This is a genomic window from Bacillus sp. KH172YL63 (assembly GCF_011398925.1).
Lineage (GTDB): Bacteria > Bacillota > Bacilli > Bacillales > Bacillaceae_B > Rossellomorea.
Genome location: NZ_AP022842.1, coordinates 1,757,423 through 1,776,372, shown reverse-complemented (window position 1 = coordinate 1,776,372; position 18,950 = coordinate 1,757,423). Strand labels below are relative to the sequence as shown.

Here is an 18,950-nt window from a genome sequence, read left to right as displayed (position 1 = left end):
CCTCCTCGGACTTCGTCCTGCGGGGTCTCACCTGTCCATCAGTTCCCGCAGGAGTCGAGCATCTTCCGCTCCAATCAACCATCCTAGATAAAAACCAAAAATCCACGGAATTAACTGCTTATTCATCTTCTAAATAGTAGTGATAAACTTAATTCAAGTACATTCCCCTTGATTCATTGATTTATTACGCAGTCTCAAATTACTGGAGTTGCTCACATTAACATCTAATAGCAACAATCTATGCGAAAAGAACCTTTTTTTAAAAACAGCCGTGCAAATTTAATGAATATCTTTCTTCTTAAATCTACCCCCTCTTACTTCTGCAATATCGGCGATGGCGAGAAAGGCAGAAGGATCATGTTCTGCGACAATGTCTTTCAGCTTCGCTTCTTCCAATCTTGTAATCACGCAGAATATCACTTTCTTATCATCCCCGGAGAAAGCCCCTTCCCCTTTCAAGTAGGTGACCCCCCTCCCCAATCGATGAAGGAGGGCATCGCCGATCTGCTCATGATTCTCACTGATGATCCATACCGATTTGGACTCATCCAGCCCCTTGATCGTAATGTCGATCATCTTGAAGGCAACATAATACGCAAGAAGGGAATACATGGCACGGTCCCAGCTGAACACAAAACCTGCACAAGCTAGGATGAAAAGATTGACGATCATGATGATTTCACCTACGGAAAATGGCAGTCTTTTACTCGATAGGATGGCTAGGATTTCCGTACCGTCAAGTGAACCGCCATAACGGATCACAAGACCAACCCCGATTCCGAGGACAATCCCACCGAATAATGAAGCGAGCAGAATATCCTGTGTAAATGCTGCAACTGGATGCAGAAAAGTGGTGGATACCGATAAGACGATGATTCCGTATAATGTAGATAAAGCGAAGGTCTTTCCGATTTGTTTATAACCGATGAAGAAAAAGGGGATGTTGAGTACGAAGATAAAGAGACCGAGGTTCATTCCGCTCAGATGGGACAGCATGATGGAAACCCCGACGATGCCCCCGTCAATGACCTGGTTGGGCACAAGAAAAATCTCCAGACCCACCGCCATGATCACAGCACCTATTGTGATCAGAAAAGCCCTTTTCAGCACCTCATTCAGGGGAATCTTCTTATGCATCACCTTGACCTGCTGCCGCTCATTCATGACCTGTCCCTCTATCATTCTCATCCCTCTCCTCCCCAATCAATCATTCTCCGTGACAGCAGCACACAACCCCTCCACACCGAAAGTTCACCCTTTATATGTAAAACACCACACAAAATCAAAACCCAGCAAAAGCTTGTATTACCTACTATATTCTCTCCCCCACCACATAATTCCTTCCAAAGAAGAGGGACGGACCTCTCTAAACCTCTACACCCCACTCCCAATAAGTTTGCTATACTCATAAGAAACCGCTTTAATACTGACTTTAGAGATATAATTTCCTTTTATTGTAATCCACAAATGAAGGTCCGTCCCTCAGTCAGTGTTAGGATTTGACTAATAGGGAAAAATGAAGTATTTTTATTAGTTGTATGTACATGTTTTGTAAAGGCTGGGAACGTTTGGTGTTCTTAGGCAAATCAGGTTTTGGAGGATTTTCTTTGATTACATTAATCAAATCTCTATTGGTCAATATTACGATATTGTTTTCATTTACTTATAATGCCAACGTATTATTTCCATTTAAAGAAAAGAAGGAAGCCCCGTTCAAACACAAGATTACATATGGTCTTGTCGCTTCATTCGGTGCTTTGTTGTGTATGTTATATCCCATTGAAACACTGGGTGAGACCCATTTTGATCTAAGGATGATCGCCATTTTGATTGTGACCATTTATGCCGGGCTATTATCGGGATCGATGGTTCTTACGTGTGTCATCATCTTCCGTTATTTAATTGGCGGACCATATGTGACGGTGGGCATCGCTGTTTCCATATTGGCATTTGTAATCGGAGTCCTCTTTCGAAAAAAGCTACTGAACACACAATATAAGTTAATTGTCTCTACGTTCATCTTTCTCTTTCATACGTTGATTTACGTGATCATTATTAATATTTTCATACCGATTCTTCATCTACCATTCTACTTTACATATTTTACTATTTTCTATTTTACGTTTATCGCTCTCGTTTTCATCATTGAACACCTGATCCGGACGAATAAACAAATAGAAGAAATGGTGTATCTGGACAAGTTGAATATGGTGGGGCAAATGGCAGCATCCATTGCTCACGAAATCCGTAATCCACTGGCGACCGTCAGGGGATTCATCCAGCATTTGAGCGAAGACACGAAAGACGAACAATTAAAAAAATACTCTCCCCTCATCTTAACTGAGTTGGACCGGACGAATAAAATCATCACCGACTACCTGAGTGTGGCAAAGCCAAGCGGCTCTCAATTATCGACCTTGAATCTTGAGAACATCATTCAGGACTGTGTTGATCTTCTCAGTCCCTTCGCTTCCTATTCAGGGACATCGATTATATTTGACGGATCTGGGAGCAACTATATAAAAGGTGATGAAGATCATATTAAACAAGCCATCATGAATGTGATCAAAAATGGCATCGAATCAATCGAACAACATGGGGAAATCAATATAACGCTAAAAGAAGATCTATTTCCCCATTCCATCATCATCATCATAACCGATAACGGAAAAGGCATGACCGGGGATGAACTAAAGAAAATCGGATTACCTTTTTATACAACCAAAACCAAAGGGACAGGTTTAGGCAGTATGGTCACGAATAAGCTCGTCCGTGAAATGGGCGGGATGATTGAATATGAAAGTGAACTGAATAAGGGGACGGTCGTTAAAATCAAGCTTCCTCTTACGTCAAAACCACAATGAATAAGGCTGGGACATCACTATGCTCTCCTACTCAAAATACGAACTATAAAAAATGCTATTTTTTGATATGCCGCTGTTGATTTCCGTGCAAGGCTTCGCTTTCCTCGGGCGGCGGTGAGCCTCCTCGTCGCTGACGCTGAGGCCACTGAAAAAGTCTTTTTACAGTTATACATGCTTCATTTTTATGAAGCATGTATAACTGTTTTATTATAATGAAAACATTAGTGAATAGGTGGTGTTCTTAATGTTATCAAAACAAGAAGAGTTTATTTTAAGTCCTTACAACGAGCTATACAACCTTGTCGTCCCAAAGATAACCTACTTAGACAAACGAAAGAACTGGTTGATTTCTCGTTTATCTTGGACGAACTGAAAACGAATTATAGTATCGATCATGGCCGAAACGCCATACCACCCATTCGTATGTTCAAATATCTCTTACTTAAAGTGTTTTATAACTTATCAGATGTCGATGTTGTCGAACGCGCTCAATACGATCTGTCATTTAAGTATTTCCTCGATATGGCCCCAGAGGATCCAGTTATTGATCCAAGTTCTCTTACTAAATTCCGCCGGTTGCGTATTAAGGATATGAATTTACTTGATTTATTAATCGGGAAGACCGTTGAAATAGCACTTGAACACAATCTTTTATTAGGAAAATCTATTATCATAGACGCCACCCATTCCACTTCCCGCTATAACGCTAAGTCAGCTACCCAACACTTACAAGAACTGTCCAAAAAGCTTCGTAAGACAATTTTCGAATATGATGAAAAGATGAAAGAACACTTCCCCAGTAAACCAGTCGGTGGGGGCTTCCAAGAAGAGCTCGCGTACACCGAACAGTTAGTGTCCGTGATTGAACAAACTCCAACAATCGCTAAAGTACCTTCCGTGAAGGGAAAAAATGAACGTATTAAAAGAAGCTGTTGAAGATAGTAAACATAATACCCATTTTTCAACAGATCCAGATGCGAGAGTCGGACACAAATCTGAAGACCATTCTTTCCTTGGGTATAAGACCCATCTTGCCCTTTCGGATGAAAGAATTATCACTGCGGCCATTATTACTTCAGGCGAAAAATCGGATGGTAACTATCTTCCAGACTTAATTGGAAAAACGAAAAACAACGGGGTGGAAATTGAGGCGGTTATTGGTGACACAGCTTACTCGAAAAGAGAACATCATTTATGCCAATAAAGAAAAATTCAAGCTCGTTTCTAAGCTACATCCACTTATAACCAATGGCACAAGAAAAGACGACAAATTTATTTATAATAAAGATGCAGGGCGATATATGTGCCCGGCAGGCCATTTGTCTAAAAACGACGGGCACATTAAAAGAGATAAAAATCGCAACACAAGAATTAAGTTCTATTGGGACATAGAAAAATGTAAAAGTGTCCGATACGAGAGGGGTGTTACACAGAAGGGGCGAAGACAAAGAGCTACTCTCTGACCATTAAGTCAAAGGAACATTCGGAGCACGAGAGCTTCCAACATTCTGAAGAGTTCAAAGAACTCGCACGTTCCCGATATAAAATAGAAGCTAAGAATAGTGAACTTAAAAATAGACACGGGTACAATAAAGCCCACGCCGCGGGTCTATTAGGTATGCAAATACAAGGCGCCACTTCCATCTTCGCGGTAAATATCAAACGAATCATAAAACTAATAAATGACAAAAAGTAAGAATAAACAAAGGAAAAGAGTGGATCTTGGGATAGAAATCCCAAGATCCACTCTTTTTTTGTTCTAAAACACTCATTAAATTTTTATAATCGGCATATTATCAGTGGCCTCGCTGACGCTCCTGCGGGGTCTCACCTACCCCGCTTTTCCCGTAGGAGTCTCCGCCTTGCACTCCAATCAACAGCTGGAACCTGCTACATACATATAAGAAGTGACAGCACAAAAAATCCGAACGAAGTAGATTTATGATAAATCACTCGTTCGGATTTTCTATTGACGAACACCGTTTTGTCCCAACCTCATTTTTTTAATAGATTAAAAGGAAACATGCTTTATCTCCTGTCTTCTTTGCCCTATGAATGTTCATATTCCTCCGTCGTTTTCCGCTACCACCACGGTAATTTGTGATACACTCACACTATCAAGATATTAAAATACGTCACAAGGAGACGATGATCGATGAGCTTCAAGTGGACTTTCCTCTTTTTATTTGCAACGGGCTTCATGCTCGCTGCCGTCACGATCCTCAACAAACCGACTCAGGATGAATATGCAGAATGGCTGAGGAAAGAATATTCCTTATCGTGTAATGAAGATTGTTCGATACTAACGGGTGAATCCAGCGATGGAACCAGCCTCCCATATATCCTGGTTGCCACAGAACCCCTTGCTTTCTCCGAAGGCATATTTACGGTTGAGGTCAATGGACGTTACGAGAGTATAAAAGAATCCGGAGACATCCACCATATTCAGGCAGTCGGATTCAATGGCAGGTTTTATCCGACCCATTTAAATGAATGAGGAATAAAATTTAGCGAAGTTTACATAATGTAATTATGGTTTATCTATATAATAATCCGATCGTTTTCGAAATCCACAGATGGATCCGAAATCGATCGGATTTTTATTTTTTATTGAAAGACCTTACTTGACAGCCATGCTTCCCAGTTTCATTTCCTATGGACTCAGCGGTTGAAGTATGGAACGTTTATGCAAAAGCAGCATGATGAAGAATAGAGCCGCTAATCCTGAGAACATGATAAGTGACCCATCCATCATATAAGCTGTCAAAGGGATAGAAGCCATGGAAACAAATCCTGAGAACTTATACCTCCTTATGATTAAATAGAGGCTCCCCATGACAAGGGAAAAGATGACGATGCTCCATGGGCAAAAAATCAAGGCAGTTGTCAAATATACCACGACCCCCTTACCGCCGTGAAATCCGAGTACCACCGGAAATCCATGTCCGATCATAACGAATATGGCGCTTAACACGACATACATTTCCCCATTTGCCAAATGGGCAGTCAATGACAAAGCGAAGTACACTTTAAGGGCATCAATCAATAGAGTAAGCAAAAAACCTTTCTTACCTGCGATCCTGCCGGCATTTGTCGCCCCGACATTGCCGCTGCCGAGCTTCCGGACATCTTCTCCAGTGAGCATCCTAACAACAAAATAAGCTCCCGTCACGCTGCCCAGAATATAGGAATATAAAATGAGTACCGTCAATATCAACATAGAGACACCCGGCTTTCTTAAGTGATGGGATGATCAGAACTTTTCATTTATCCCCTCTTCTGTACGTAATGGAACGGCATATACAGAAGGAAAAACAGCATCAGGCTGACTGCTTCGAGAGACAGAAGATACCATGGATAAGGTCCGAGGAAATCAATCAGACTTGTGTGATGGGGTTTGTGAAGGAGGAACATGTAATTCGCATCAACGTACCTGTTCACCGCATATACAAGCAGTGCGATTCCATTCAGCACAGCAAATGCCCTGAAGACGGAAGAGAATGTCAATCTATACCGTTCTACCCATACCATATACAGACACGACAGAACGATCCCGCCATGAGCGATGAAAAAATGAAAATAACGTAAATGAGGGAGCCCAAAAAATAATTCAGGTGTGATAATCGCGATCAACGCCCCTGACATACTGACCAAAAATGCCACTTCAAAGATTCGGTAGCTTTTTGTATAAAGCATGATCATACAAAGATACAATGAGATTGAGCATAGCTGCAGTGGCAAGTTGATGGTTACATCCCATCGGCCGTTGACGAAGTACCACATGTGAAAGAACGCTTCACTCATAAAGAGAAGCGTAATCAGCGTCCATTTCACTCCACTTTTCCTACTCCCCTTTATACTCGACCTGTATACATATAAACCGACCATCAAGCCAGCAGAGATGATCAATGCAGCAACGTGCGACACCGAAAATAACTTAAAAGCATACCCCTCAACTTCAAAACCGAATAACCCTCCAAGCAAAAGGCTCCCTCCTTGTTACCTTATTTATACAATATTCTCCCAACAAGGCGCCTATCCCTTTAATTAGGGACGGACCTCCAAAATCCTGAAAAAGAAAAACCTCCCAAACCGAATCCGGCCTGGGAGGTTTCACGCTACTGAACCTGTCGCAGTGATACATCCTGATGCTTGTATAAAAACTCAAGTGCCAGCTTGTTGAATTCAACAGGCTTCTCCACATTGCATACATGTCCGCAGCCATCAAGAAACACTCTCGTTGCCGCGCTGTCTCCCTTTGTATCCTCGGTGAGTGAACGGACAAACAGATGATCCTCTTTCCCGGAAATATAAAGCTTAGGAACATGTGCAGCCCGTTCCTGAACGTCTGCGTATGTTGATTTCACATACGGAGTGAGTCGATACCATCCGAGGAAATCTTTCCGCCTCATCTTTTTGGCTTCCCGGATGAACAGCTTCCTTGAGATTCTATGATTACTCTTCGGCATCATGACATATGCGAATAATTTATATAACCACATGAACGGTACAATATTCTTTACTGCGTGACCGATTTTCAGAAGTGTGTTTGAAAATAACGTGAACCGGGTGATGCAGCCTCCCATGACAGCCGATTTTACACGGTGGGGAACTTTCTGCATCAATTCATGAATGACCACCGATCCCAGCGATATCCCGACAAAGTGAGCCTTTTCCATCCCGATCTCATCAAGAACGGCGACCACTTCACGTACAATCAAATCGATCGTGAACGGCTCCTGATAGGATTCGATCCCCGGAGACCTGCCGTGGCCCGGTAAGTGGATTGTCACAATATTATAGAACTCTTTGAACGTTTCCAGTTGTTTGCAGAAAATCTTCGAGTTCCCTCCGATTCCATGGAGGAACACTACATATTCTTTGCCGACTCCCTGTTGAACATTGTATTCTAGCATCCATTCTCTCCTTAAAAACAGCACAACCTACCAAAAGAATGGAATGGGTCAGGCGTGCGACCGAGCACCTTTTTACTACTTCCTGTAAAAAAGGGTTTCATTCGATACGCATGTCCCATTCTAAGCTCTTGAAGCCTTACCTTTATGTACCTACCATTCTATCCTATATACGGGTGGTTTGTCATATGTGATCCTAAATATTTTCCGAACATTTTGTGAGAAATCCCCCAGGCACGCTCACTTTCAAGGAGGAAATCAGTTCTTTGATGGAGGTCACACTTCCTTTACCAGCATGACATCTTTTGTCAGTAGTTGAAGTCCCAGCTCATTCTTCATATCCTCATCCGGAATATCTGATGCGTGAAAGGCTATCACTCTGCCACCTGATAAAGCGACTTCCTTCATCAGCCTTTGGATCATATTTCTCTTTAAACCCTCGAACTCTTGTAAAATACCAAAAGCCAATACTTCACTGTACGCTGTATCATCCCGTATCGTAAATGCCATTACCCCAACGGTATTTCCTTCACAGGAGAAAATCAGGGATCCGTCCCAATCAACCGATTCATAGTATTCTTCCATCATACTGATCTGGGCTTCTGACGCTTCTTCATTTCCTCTTACGATCCCTTTCCATTCCTCCACCGGCAAACCTGTGGAACGTCGCCATTCAAGTGACGTTTCTTCCGGAATATTTTCTTCAGTCAAAGTGCAGCCGATGATATCAGATTCATTTCTGATTTCGAACCCCTTTTGTTCAAAATAGAGGATGTGTTCCTCCCATTGGTGCCTAAAACGTTGAGCAAGGAATCTTCCCCCATATTCATTGCTTACTGCAAAATCATGAACGTGATGAAACAATTCATCCTGAATGATTTCATATCCGGGTAAGACCCACGGATATCCTAAAGAAACGAAATCCCCTCTGCCGGTGAAACTCATATAGCCGACCAGCTTCCCATCCTCGTATGCGAAACACCTTGTTCTCGGATCAAACTCTGCCTGTTCCCTGAACATTAACGGAGACTTCGTCGGTTTCCACGCATAAGGAAGATTCCGTGTAACTTCCTTCCAAAAATCATATTGGCGCTTTATATCTTCTTCATTTTGATAATATTCGTATGTGATCGTCACTTCATCACCCGCTTTCTATCGTCTTCTCTCCATTATCCATTAAAAATCCTTCATAACCAATAGAAAATCCATGCCTGTAAAGACATGGATTTTTCTTGGTACTCAGCTTTCGTGTTTTCACGGGACCTCCATCGGAAGGAAAGCGAATCTATTCATTCATACAGTTTGTCTTTATCCCTTTGCTGCGGGGGTTGTTCCAGCCACCCCCGCTCAACCAATAATTTAAGGCCTGATGCACCATATCTCATGATTTCTGTCACAAACAGGGAATAGTGCACGGCTAAGTCCTTCCTGGTAGACATCGTGATGGCATGGCATAAAGTCGATAGACCCACAGAATTTGAGGAAGAGATGAAAAACAGCATCAGCTTCTCTGAAAATGGCGGGATCACCGAATCAGTCACTTCCATGGAAACAGGATAAGTGGGAAAAGAATCATCTTTCACCAGCACCTCGTTGAAGGTGGTGATCTGCTTTTCACTCAGCTTCTTCCCTTTTTTCAGATATTCTTTCACTTCCTTGTCTCTCGAAGTCTGGATGAATCCCTTCAGCAGGATGATGCCTATGCAGTTTCGTTCGATCACGAAAAATAACTCGCTCTGTTCCAGTGCATTCAATGGCCTTCTGTCCCCAAACCAGTTCTCAAACAGAGAAGGCTGGTGGGAAGTATATTGAATGGAATCGGGATAATTCATTTTAGGCGGGCGATCATAAATGCCTTTCTCGAGCATCAACCCCAAGGATTTCTTATAAATAGCCAAGTTGATTTTCAATGCGTTCTCAAAGAGATCATAAATATCGGTCCGTGCAACCATTCCAACCAATGTGGTGTAATGATCGCTCGTCACCTGTCCCCCCCGGTATACAAAGCTCAGTGCGAACAAATCAGAGTATAAGGGTGGTGCAGACAAATCCACATCTTTCTCTGTAAATCCATGTGGAACCGGAAAACCTTCAGAATGGAACAGGTTCTCAATCTTCTTCATGACTTCTATGTTTGCGTCCAGACTTTCTTGCGTAAGCTTCTTAATTTCTTCATCTTTTAGAAATGTAAGGAAATGAGCAAAAAAGCAATTCAATGCCGAGCTCTTAATATAAGTTGTCCACATGGCGGAGATTTCTGCCGTCGTCAATCGTATGTCTTTTTTCTCCATCTTCCGGCTCCTTTTCATTTTTCTTTATTATTTTCCTAATCCTGTAAAATATCCCCTATTTTCGTTTATCTTTCCCTGATTTTTGACCTGTGCCAAAGGTATGATCTGTCACCTTCTCTTAATCCAATGTTTACATTGTGTTTGCTAAAACTCGGATTTCATTCAATATTCATTCCTTATCCTTGAAATGAATTCAAATCAAGGAGGATAAAATCATGAATAAGCACATCAAAAAGCTTTGTCTGTCAGCAGCCATCATCGGTCTCGGTGCTTCAGTTGCCCAGCCCGCATTGGCACAATCCCATTTTTCGCACAAGAAGGCCAACATCCTGAATATTTCACACCGGGGGGCTTCTGCTTACGCTCCGGAACATACACTCCCTTCTTATCAGCTTGGTGAAGACATGGGTGGAGACTACATAGAAATTGACCTTCAAATGACTAAAGACGGCGAGTTGGTGGCCATGCATGACGAGACCTTGGACAGGACGACGGATGGAACAGGACTGGCAAAGGACCATACATTGAAAGAAATAAAGAGTTTGGATGCAGGTTCATGGTTTAATGAAGCATATCCGGAAAAAGCGGATCCTGCCTATAAGGATTTAAAGGTTCAGACGCTTGAAGAAATCATAGAGCATTTTGGAAAAAACAAACACTACTATATCGAAACCAAATCACCTGACGTCTATCCAGGAATGGAAGAGAAGTTACTGAAGATTTTGGAGGAATATAAACTGACGGGACAGAATAAAACAACCAAAAGGGTGATCATTCAATCTTTCAGTGAAGCAAGCCTGCAAAAGATACATGATTTAAACGGGCATATTCCCCTTGTCCAGCTTATCGATTACAAAACCGAAGCTTCCATTACAGATGAAGAACTGGACCATTATGAAACCTATGCTGTGGGCCTTGGCATGAGCTATAAGAAAATTGATGAGGAATATGTGAAAAAAGTGCGGGAACACGGATTGCTGATCCATCCCTATACGGTGCTTGAGAAAGAAGACATGAAAAGATTGTTGGATTGGGGCGTGACAGGGATGTTCACGAATTACCCAGATCGGTTGGACGAAGTGCTTGACCAGTATAAGAAGGGACATTGAAAATTCATACTGCTCTTTCGGGAAAACAATTAGCAAATGAAAATCCGAACGTGCTTCGAGATTCTTGATGAAAATCGAAGGCGTTCGGATTTTTTTAGAATGGTGAAAGTCGAGAACTGAAACAGCTTGTTTACGCACGCTGTACCAGCCACATTTATGGTATAGCTGTCATGCTTGATCAGCCGCTCTTATTCTCATACTTCACAAAGAATGGTAAAGCCAGTGAAATGAGAAATGCCATAGAAACAATGATGGCAAATGTCACAGGTTTTGAGAGGCCTTTCTCCGGGGCCAACACTAATCCAAATAGAACGGCCGGTACAATGATAAGGAACGAAACGAAAAATTTCGATGTGAAACTGATTGTATGCTTTTTCCCACACTGTTTACACTCTATCGGTTTATACGATCCCCAAATCGAGAATAATATTTCTTTCCATTGAAATGAATGATGGCAACGATCACATGACTGCACACAAAATCCCCCTAAAAAATCTTCTGTCTCCCTCCTGTTTACCACTTTCTGTCCTCCAGGAATAGAACCTGTCCAGCCATGCTCAGGGCCGCCTCCTCTCATTTCGGATGTTTTCGTAAACATTGTGGCTTTTAGAGAAGCGAGATGCGGTTGATTTCCGCTTTAATCATCTTCTGAATAGTAGTGATCAACGTAATTTAAGTACATTGCCCTTGATTCATTGCTTGGAAATTATTCATTCCATAGCCTCAAATTACCGAAGATGTTCACATAACGTATAAAAATAGCAAAATGCGAAGAGAGCCTTTTAAAAGAGAGCAAAAAAATATGACTTCATGCAGGAATCCAGGGATTTCATCCGAATTATGTACTATAACACTATTTCATAAGGAGTAACTGATGTGATACAACCATTTAAATTAAACGTCCAAACCCTTGGACAGAAAATGCCGGTCTATATCTTTCAAGTCGACGATGTTCTTGTGGATACAGGACCGTTCAGTATGAAAAAGGAAGTACGAACAATCTTCAAAGAGCTTGATGTGAAACAAGTCATCCATACACACCATCATGAGGACCATACAGGCAACAGCGCCTGGATAGAACGTTTCTACGGTATTCCCCAGTGGATTCATCCGTCAGGGGTGGAAAAATGCGTACAAAGAACAAGACTCCCGTTTTACCGGGCGATGTTCTGGCATAACCGCCCTGCTTTCAAGCCACAATCCCTTCAAGGTACCGTTTTCGAAACCAAGCATCACTCGTTTCGTATTGTTCATACACCTGGACATGCAGACGACCACATCGTTTTGATTGATGAAGAAAGAGGGATTTGCTTCTCAGGGGACCTGTACCTGTTTCATTCCCCTACCTCAAATTTCTCCTTTGAATCTGTACCGGAACTCATACGGTCCATCAACAAAACGCTGTCGTATTCTTTTGAAGAAGTATATTGTTCCCATCAGGGATATTTAAAACATGGGCGAAGGCTTCTGGAGAAGAAACGGGACTACCTTCAAGAGCTTCAGGATGCCGTCACCGCCGCTTACACAGAGGGGAAATCGGCCAAAGAAATCCGAAAACATCTGCTGCCCAAAAATAAACTTTTTCAATATATCTCACTGTTCGAAAACTCGCCGTCCCATACGGTCAAGTCTATTTTGAAGGAACTATCTTAAGTATGCGGCCAGGTGAACTCCTGTACGGGGCAAAAACAGCTGCGTGAGCCTCCTCATCAATGGGGCTCACATTCAAGTGTGCACGACTTTAAATTCTTCACATACAACCAACATATCTTCTGTGAAGGACCTGTTGATCGCTGTTAATTCCTTCATAAAAAAGTCTATATGAATTTTCCTCCAATACGACAGCGACAGGTCGCCCTCTCCTTCTTTCCGGGCAAAATCCTCTCCCACATCCCTAAAAGGTACGATGGTTACTTTTTCAGTCTGGATGATAGCTTTTGGATCACCGTCATAGTCGGTGATGATGTGATATTCACCAACCTCAGGGAGCGGTTCATTTTCTGCATCATACAAGATGTGTAATGAGGAGGTTGCAGTTTTTTTCCCTTTTTGCACAAGGGACGCTAGTTCATCCGCATCCTGCTTTTCAATGCAGAAATGCCAGGATTCATACGGCGTCTCAAGGGACAGCTGCTGTTTGGTCAGGAAATCTTTCCACATTTCATGCACGCTATGTAGCCTCCTTCAAGCTTATGTTAGACTACCGGGCTTCATTTTTCTTTCGTGATCAATCAGCCACTTTTTCCTGGCCAATCCCCCGGCGTAGCCTGCTAAATCACCATTTGACCTGATCACCCGGTGACAAGGGACGATGATGGCGAGCTGGTTTGAGCCGTTCGCCCTGGCGACGGCCCTGACTGCTGCCGGATTGCCGATTTTTTCAGCGATGTCGGTGTAGGAGCGGGTTTCCCCGGACGGGATTTTCTGAAGTTCTTCCCACACAGATGTTTGAAAAGGGGAACCAATGGTAGAAATCGGGGTTTGAAACACCGCAGACTCTCCGTTGAAATAGGCGTTCAGTTCCTTTTCAATCATATGCAGCGGTTCCGTCATCCCCGGTATGATGGCTGATTTCGTTTTCTCTCTTAACCTGACCACCTCAAGCTCCAGGCCACGTCTGTCTACAAACTCCAACAGGAAAAGGGTCTTCTCATCTGAGATAGCGATCATCGGACCCAATTTCGTATCGATCCACGCAGCTTTCAGTACTTGATAACTTTGGGACAGTCCCGGGGGAGCACCCATGATTTTAGAAAATGCGTCCCTGAAGCCGCTCCCTGACTCATATCCGCTCGAAAGCTGGGCATCAAGCACTAAACCGCCGGACCTGATCTGTTTCATGGCGACCCCCATCCTTCTTGACCGTGCATATTCAACGAACGTCATCCCGAATCTTTTCTTGAACTGCCGGCGGGCTGTAGACGCATCAATCGACAGTGCTTGAAAATCCGCATCTCTCCACCGCTTTTCAGGATTTGCCTCTACCGCTTCCACCAGTCTTTTTACAACGTCTGTGACGCTGTTCGGATGGGATAAAGGCTTACACCTTTTACAGGGGCGAAATGATGCAAGCAATGCATCTTTTGCAGACTCGAAAAATTCGCAGTTCTCAAATTTTGGTTTCCTGGCCGGACAAGTGGGCCTGCAAAATACACCTGTCGTCTTGACCCCTACATAAAATACTCCTTCATACTCTGTCTTCTTGTCAACGAGCGCTTGATAATATTCCTTTTGATGCCCTTTTGATATCATCTTCAACCCTCCGCTTTTCTTATTACTTATAGTATAGCGGTCAAAAGAAATAGATGCCGCCGAAAATCAGGCATCTATTTTTAAGATGACTCTGTGAAGACCTATTCTACCTCTACTACGATGTCACCGACGGTTTCCCCAGCATTTTCAACGGTGATCTTCCAGGTTCCTGCCCTTTCGAACAATAGGGAGACTGGAACTGTATGGGTCTCATCGTTGAATGATGATGTTTTCGCTTCATCCACGTCAATCTTTTCACCTTGTTCTTCATACCCTTTTTCACTCAGGATGATCGACAGGTCGTTATATTGCCTCCACAACAGCAAAGACGTTTGATATTCCACTTTTGATTGTGGTATCTCATCAAAGGCGATGGCCGCTTTATGCTCTTCACCTTGAAATAGATTGATCTTCCCGTCACTGTCTTCAATCTGGATAATGGCATCCTCTCTCCACTCTTCCCTTTGGGCTACAAAAAATTGAACGATGAACAATAATCCTGCAAGCACCACCAACGAAGTGATCACATTGCGAAACGAATTTGCCCTGCTGAATGAATTCATCAACTCCGACTGGGGGGCTACCCTCCGAGCCACAATGAATACTGCGACGATTCCAAGCAACACACACCCTAAAACAAAAAACATAAAATTCCCCCTCTTTAAAAAAGCTATTTCTTCTACCTACGTAACAACTCCTTAAAAAGTTTCATGATTGCTCTCATTCATGAGGGACGGACCTCCCTTTCGTAAAAAGAAGGATTTAATGCAAAAGAAGCAAAATGTATACTTATAGAATCAATCCAACCATGTTAGGAGAGTCCCACATGAAATTAACCCATCAACAATGGCAAAATGCAAAATCCTTCATCAAAACGCACGCAAGGCCACTGGAACAAAAATTATTCACCTTTTATTTTGAAAACGGGAGTAAAGAGGATGTCATAAAAGAGTTATCTCACTTCCAAAATCCGGACGGCGGTTTCGGCCGTTCCATCGAACCTGATTTTCGACTGGAAGCTTCATCTCCCCTTGCCACGACGATTGGTTTACAACACGTGAAAGAGCTTGGGCTATCAATGGAGAATCCCATTGTCAGAAAAGCAATGAATTATTTAGAAGCGTCATATGATGAAGGGATGCATGGATGGAATGCCGTGCCTGAAGAAGTCAATTCGGTCCCCCATGCACCGTGGTGGCATGTCGATGAGGAAAAAGGCCGTTGTGGCGTACAAACGACCTGGGCAAATCCCAATGCAGAAATCGTGAGCTATTTCCATCTGTTCAGGCCAGATCATCCCCGTCTTCATGAGTGGACGGAAAGAGCCAAGGATGAACTTTCATCAATGTCCCTTCCTATCGGGATGCACGATTTCCTTTGTTATCAGCGGCTTATGGATGTTGTGACAGGTGAAGTAAAAACGTATCTATTTGATATTCTTTCTTCCAGCATCAATGGGACGGTGTGTTCAGATCCGGCCCGGTGGAATGAATATGTCGCCAAACCACTCCAAATGGCAGGCAGTCCATCTTCACCATTTTTCGGAGTTCTTCAAGCAGACATCCTTCTTCAGCTGGAGCATGAAACAAGAACACAATCTGAAGAAGGCTATTGGCAGCCCAATTGGACATGGTTTGGACAATTCAATGAAACATGGCCGATTGCAGAAAAAGAATGGAGGGGGATTTTGACTCTTGAAATGTTGAGAACATATCAAGCATACGGCCTGGTCTGAAACGAATGAAACGCCGGAATTGAAACTTCCGGCGTTTTGCATTCCTATTTATATTGATTGTCGAACCACTGTGCCGCAGCTTCCACTTCTTCACGGCGGAGCTCATGGCCACCATCGGTCCAATACTCAGTTACAGGTGCACCTGCATTCTGCAGGTCCTTTACCAGTTCTTTGGTTTCATCAGGCGGAATCAGAGGATCCTTTTTACCGGCTCCGATGAAAACTGACACCTTACTCAAATCAGGCAGGTCGACTCCACGTCTCGGCACCATCGCGTGAAACAATATACCGCCTTTTAGTGAAGCATCCTCATGATACATTAAGCTCGCGGCTATATTTGCACCGTTCGAGTACCCTAATGCCACCACATTTTCCCTGTCGAAGCCATATTGAACAGAGCTGTCATCTATAAATTCTTTCAGCTCTTTTGTACGGAATAATAAATCTTCCTCATCGAATACACCTTCCCGGAGGCGTGCGAAGAAGCGTGCCATCCCGTTTTCATCCACGTTTCCCTTCACGCTCAGAACAGCACACTCCGGCGCAATCATTTGTGCAAGGGGAAGTAAATCACGTTCATCCCCACCTGTGCCGTGTAGCAATAGAAGTGTAGGTAATTGCTTATTCCCTTCTTTATAAATATGTTTCATGCTTTCCCTCCTTACTCTTTTGTCTCCAACGGCTTTAATTTCGCCTCGATGGACTCTCTTTGATTTTCAAAATATGGCGGTAGCGATAAGTTCTCCCCTAAACTGTTAAACTCTTCATCGGTTTCAAATCCAGGGCCGTCTGTCGCAAGTTCAAATAAGATACCGTTCGGCTCACGGAAATAGAGTGAACGGAAATAATACCGTTCCACAAACCCGGAGTTCGGCAGGCGATTCTCCGAAATCCATTTCACCCATTTCTTCAATTCCTCTTCATCCTCTACCCGGAAGGCAACGTGATGAACGCTTCCCCTGCCTGGTCTTTCCCGTGGAAGATCACTGCGTTCTTCGAGGAACACTTCTGCACCGGTTCCTCCTTCTCCTGTTTCAAACACACGGATGTCCGGTTGCCCCTGTTGATCTGATGGAAAACTTCTAGTCTCTTTAAACCCTAATAGGTCTGTCAGTACTGCTGCCGTACTTTCGCTCTGTGCGACTGTCAATGTGATCGGACCAAGGCCGATGATGCCGTATTCAACAGGTACCGGACTTTTATCCCACGGTTTCCCACCAGGGACTCCCTTGTTATGTTCATCTGAAACCAGCATGAGACGCTGCCCTTCAAAATCTTGAAAACGCAACGTCGCACGTCCGCTTCTGTCTGAAATACCATCATGCTCGATTCCGTATTCTTCCAGGCGCTTCTTCCAGTATGTTAATGCTTTATCCGTTTTCACCCGAAGGGAAGTTAAAGAGATCGAGTTGGTCCCTTTATACGTTTGTCCCGCATGGGGAATTTCAAAAAATGTGAGGTCCGTCCCCGGATTTCCTCGTTCGTCGGCATAAAACAAATGATAGACGGATGTGTCGTCCTGGTTGATGGATTTTTTTACAAGTCTTAAACCGAGTACTTTTGTATAAAATTCAAAATTCTTTTTTGCGTTGGCTGTAATGGCAGAAACATGATGCTGCCCTTTTAATGGTTTAATGTTCATCTTGCATTCACTCCTTATAAAGGTGTTCATTCTCTAATATGATCATACACGGTTTTTATCTTTAATTCAAGATATTTTATTTCGAGGTTTATAGGTTAATATCGTTTTGGACGTATAAAAAAACCATCCGAATGTTTCGAACGGTTTTTTCGTCATTTTTTATTGTATACATTTGTGCAAGCTTCCTTGACCCTTTACACATCATTATTCTTAATGGTCAGAGCCTGTGACAAAGTCGACGTGATCGTTAAATTGTCAAAATTCAAGCCAAGCTGCACTGCGGTTTGGGCGATTTCAGGACGCAGCCCTGAAAGGACGGGTCTCACACCGATCAGTTTGAGGGCATCTATGAGTTGGAAAATCTGATGGGCAACCATCGTATCGATCAACACCACGCCAGATAAATCGATGAATAGAAGGGACACTTCTTTACTGACACATTGTTGAAGTGCGTTTTCCAAGATCAGACCGGCTCTTGTTGGATCGATATTTCCAACAAGTGGCAGAAGTGCTGTATGTGCATTCAGGCTGATGATCGGCGAGCTTAATTCATTGATCACTTCCTGCTGGGTATGAATTTGCTGCTCAATCACCTCTGTCTGCAGTTCCACATATCGCAGCATCACCTGGTCAAACGCTTCGATAATGACATCATTCCACAGGTTGAATTGCTCAAATATGTCACAGTCCAAATGAGTTTTCACATATTCCAACACAAATTCAAGGTATTGATTCCTTACTCTCATGAACTCGTAAAGGATGGAATGGTTTGGTGTGTTCAGATGTTCTTTATCTGTCGCAATGGATAATACCCACTCATCTAGATGCTTTTTAAAGGTTTCTTTGTCCTCAGCGAAAATGTTGCAAAGGATGCCGTGAAACTCAAAATTCTGTTCTTTTAATCTATTGATCACCTTCGGATCATTGGATGAATACACACCTGAGGCGGTGGATTTATCAAGTGATTCATACCATTCATCTGTTAATTGACGGGCTTTACTCAATAGATATGTATGTAGTTCCTTATTTCGATGCATGTATGATCCCTCCTTAAATTATTAAATATTCACTCTCTCTATTAAGGTTCATTCAGGCTTGCAAACAGGTGGGAAACCATACCGTACTTAAAGAAACGCTATAGGCG

The 18,950-nt window shown here is 43.0% G+C and carries 18 protein-coding genes and 1 pseudogene; 6 read left to right on the top strand and 13 right to left on the bottom strand.

Translation table 11 applies throughout. From position 1 onward, the window contains the following. Positions 1-279: 279 nt before the first annotated feature. Positions 280-1,137 (bottom strand): YitT family protein, encoded by an 858-nt coding sequence (locus KH172YL63_RS08790; RefSeq protein WP_442858776.1) that lies wholly within the window; start codon positions 1,135-1,137, stop codon positions 280-282. Positions 1,138-1,607: 470 nt separating this feature from the next. Between KH172YL63_RS08790 and KH172YL63_RS08785 the strand changes: the two genes are divergently transcribed. The 3 genes and pseudogenes from KH172YL63_RS08785 to KH172YL63_RS08775 all read left to right on the top strand — a co-directional run bounded on the left by KH172YL63_RS08785 (position 1,608) and on the right by KH172YL63_RS08775 (position 5,361). After that, positions 1,608-2,864 carry an ATP-binding protein gene (locus tag KH172YL63_RS08785; RefSeq protein ID WP_232066152.1) on the top strand — a complete coding sequence of 419 codons (1,257 nt, stop codon included), beginning with the start codon at positions 1,608-1,610 and terminating at the stop codon, positions 2,862-2,864. A gap of 244 nt (positions 2,865-3,108) precedes the next feature. Beyond that, positions 3,109-4,560, top strand: a pseudogene (locus tag KH172YL63_RS08780) (IS1182 family transposase). 459 nt (positions 4,561-5,019) lie between these two features. After that, positions 5,020-5,361: a hypothetical protein gene (locus KH172YL63_RS08775; protein WP_173105751.1), complete on the top strand. Its 342-nt coding sequence runs from the start codon at positions 5,020-5,022 to the stop codon at positions 5,359-5,361. Positions 5,362-5,517: 156 nt separating this feature from the next. On the opposite strand, the gene KH172YL63_RS08770 is transcribed toward KH172YL63_RS08775, so the two are convergent. The 5 genes from KH172YL63_RS08770 to KH172YL63_RS08750 form a co-directional block, all read right to left on the bottom strand. Continuing rightward, entirely contained in the window at positions 5,518-6,081 is a 564-nt protein-coding gene (locus KH172YL63_RS08770; RefSeq protein ID WP_173105750.1) for a glycerol-3-phosphate acyltransferase, read from the bottom strand. A 50-nt stretch (positions 6,082-6,131) separates the two neighbouring features. Next, positions 6,132-6,848: a YwaF family protein gene (locus KH172YL63_RS08765; protein WP_173105749.1), complete on the bottom strand. Its 717-nt coding sequence runs from the start codon at positions 6,846-6,848 to the stop codon at positions 6,132-6,134. A 134-nt stretch (positions 6,849-6,982) separates the two neighbouring features. Further along, positions 6,983-7,780, bottom strand: a complete 798-nt coding sequence (locus tag KH172YL63_RS08760) for an alpha/beta fold hydrolase (protein ID WP_173105748.1) — start codon at positions 7,778-7,780, stop codon at positions 6,983-6,985. 273 nt (positions 7,781-8,053) lie between these two features. Continuing rightward, positions 8,054-8,914 (bottom strand): GNAT family N-acetyltransferase, encoded by an 861-nt coding sequence (locus KH172YL63_RS08755; RefSeq protein ID WP_173105747.1) that lies wholly within the window; start codon positions 8,912-8,914, stop codon positions 8,054-8,056. Between the two features lie 152 nt (positions 8,915-9,066). Beyond that, entirely contained in the window at positions 9,067-10,068 is a 1,002-nt protein-coding gene (locus KH172YL63_RS08750; protein WP_173105746.1) for a DUF3231 family protein, read from the bottom strand. Positions 10,069-10,283: 215 nt separating this feature from the next. Between KH172YL63_RS08750 and KH172YL63_RS08745 the strand changes: the two genes are divergently transcribed. Beyond that, positions 10,284-11,177: a glycerophosphodiester phosphodiesterase gene (locus KH172YL63_RS08745; RefSeq protein WP_173105745.1), complete on the top strand. Its 894-nt coding sequence runs from the start codon at positions 10,284-10,286 to the stop codon at positions 11,175-11,177. A gap of 178 nt (positions 11,178-11,355) precedes the next feature. Here KH172YL63_RS08745 and KH172YL63_RS08740 read toward each other — a convergent pair whose 3' ends face one another. Beyond that, entirely contained in the window at positions 11,356-11,652 is a 297-nt protein-coding gene (locus KH172YL63_RS08740) for a TIGR04104 family putative zinc finger protein (protein WP_173105744.1), read from the bottom strand. A gap of 401 nt (positions 11,653-12,053) precedes the next feature. Here KH172YL63_RS08740 and KH172YL63_RS08735 point away from each other — a divergent pair, with 401 nt between their 5' ends. After that, on the top strand, positions 12,054-12,830 hold the full coding sequence (locus tag KH172YL63_RS08735) for an MBL fold metallo-hydrolase (RefSeq protein WP_173105743.1): 777 nt from the start codon (positions 12,054-12,056) through the stop codon (positions 12,828-12,830). A gap of 72 nt (positions 12,831-12,902) precedes the next feature. Here the strand turns inward: KH172YL63_RS08735 and KH172YL63_RS08730 are convergent, their stop codons facing one another. From KH172YL63_RS08730 to KH172YL63_RS08720, 3 genes are all read right to left on the bottom strand, one after another. After that, positions 12,903-13,337 carry an ASCH domain-containing protein gene (locus KH172YL63_RS08730; protein WP_173108101.1) on the bottom strand — a complete coding sequence of 145 codons (435 nt, stop codon included), beginning with the start codon at positions 13,335-13,337 and terminating at the stop codon, positions 12,903-12,905. Between the two features lie 30 nt (positions 13,338-13,367). Further along, positions 13,368-14,429, bottom strand: a complete 1,062-nt coding sequence (locus tag KH172YL63_RS08725; protein WP_173105742.1) for a bifunctional transcriptional activator/DNA repair enzyme AdaA — start codon at positions 14,427-14,429, stop codon at positions 13,368-13,370. A gap of 101 nt (positions 14,430-14,530) precedes the next feature. Further along, a complete protein-coding gene (locus KH172YL63_RS08720) occupies positions 14,531-15,076 on the bottom strand; it encodes a hypothetical protein (protein ID WP_173105741.1) in 546 nt (181 codons plus the stop codon). A gap of 179 nt (positions 15,077-15,255) precedes the next feature. Between KH172YL63_RS08720 and KH172YL63_RS08715 the strand changes: the two genes are divergently transcribed. Next, positions 15,256-16,164 (top strand): prenyltransferase/squalene oxidase repeat-containing protein, encoded by a 909-nt coding sequence (locus KH172YL63_RS08715; protein ID WP_173105740.1) that lies wholly within the window; start codon positions 15,256-15,258, stop codon positions 16,162-16,164. A gap of 44 nt (positions 16,165-16,208) precedes the next feature. On the opposite strand, the gene KH172YL63_RS08710 is transcribed toward KH172YL63_RS08715, so the two are convergent. The 3 genes from KH172YL63_RS08710 to KH172YL63_RS08700 form a co-directional block, all read right to left on the bottom strand. Then, the gene (locus KH172YL63_RS08710; RefSeq protein WP_173105739.1) at positions 16,209-16,814 is read right to left on the bottom strand and encodes an alpha/beta hydrolase; all 606 of its coding nucleotides are present in this window, start codon (positions 16,812-16,814) and stop codon (positions 16,209-16,211) included. A gap of 11 nt (positions 16,815-16,825) precedes the next feature. Continuing rightward, complete coding sequence (locus KH172YL63_RS08705; protein WP_173105738.1) at positions 16,826-17,806, bottom strand: ring-cleaving dioxygenase; 981 nt, start codon at positions 17,804-17,806, stop codon at positions 16,826-16,828. A gap of 194 nt (positions 17,807-18,000) precedes the next feature. Beyond that, the gene (locus tag KH172YL63_RS08700) at positions 18,001-18,843 is read right to left on the bottom strand and encodes an STAS domain-containing protein (RefSeq protein ID WP_173105737.1); all 843 of its coding nucleotides are present in this window, start codon (positions 18,841-18,843) and stop codon (positions 18,001-18,003) included. Between the last annotated feature and the right edge of the window lie 107 nt (positions 18,844-18,950).

Excerpts from the sequence above, each read along its gene's own strand:
- KH172YL63_RS08790 (WP_442858776.1), bottom strand. The coding sequence starts at position 1,137 with ATGCATAAGAAGATTCCCCTGAATGAGGTGCTGAAAAGGGCTTTTCTG.
- KH172YL63_RS08775 (WP_173105751.1), top strand. The coding sequence starts at position 5,020 with ATGAGCTTCAAGTGGACTTTCCTCTTTTTATTTGCAACGGGCTTCATG.
- KH172YL63_RS08760 (WP_173105748.1), bottom strand. The coding sequence starts at position 7,780 with ATGCTAGAATACAATGTTCAACAGGGAGTCGGCAAAGAATATGTAGTG.
- KH172YL63_RS08750 (WP_173105746.1), bottom strand. The coding sequence starts at position 10,068 with ATGGAGAAAAAAGACATACGATTGACGACGGCAGAAATCTCCGCCATG.
- KH172YL63_RS08745 (WP_173105745.1), top strand. The coding sequence starts at position 10,284 with ATGAATAAGCACATCAAAAAGCTTTGTCTGTCAGCAGCCATCATCGGT.
- KH172YL63_RS08730 (WP_173108101.1), bottom strand. The coding sequence starts at position 13,337 with ATGTGGAAAGATTTCCTGACCAAACAGCAGCTGTCCCTTGAGACGCCG.
- KH172YL63_RS08725 (WP_173105742.1), bottom strand. The coding sequence starts at position 14,429 with ATGATATCAAAAGGGCATCAAAAGGAATATTATCAAGCGCTCGTTGAC.
- KH172YL63_RS08720 (WP_173105741.1), bottom strand. The coding sequence starts at position 15,076 with ATGTTTTTTGTTTTAGGGTGTGTGTTGCTTGGAATCGTCGCAGTATTC.
- KH172YL63_RS08715 (WP_173105740.1), top strand. The coding sequence starts at position 15,256 with ATGAAATTAACCCATCAACAATGGCAAAATGCAAAATCCTTCATCAAA.
- KH172YL63_RS08710 (WP_173105739.1), bottom strand. The coding sequence starts at position 16,814 with ATGAAACATATTTATAAAGAAGGGAATAAGCAATTACCTACACTTCTA.
- KH172YL63_RS08705 (WP_173105738.1), bottom strand. The coding sequence starts at position 17,806 with ATGAACATTAAACCATTAAAAGGGCAGCATCATGTTTCTGCCATTACA.
- KH172YL63_RS08700 (WP_173105737.1), bottom strand. The coding sequence starts at position 18,843 with ATGCATCGAAATAAGGAACTACATACATATCTATTGAGTAAAGCCCGT.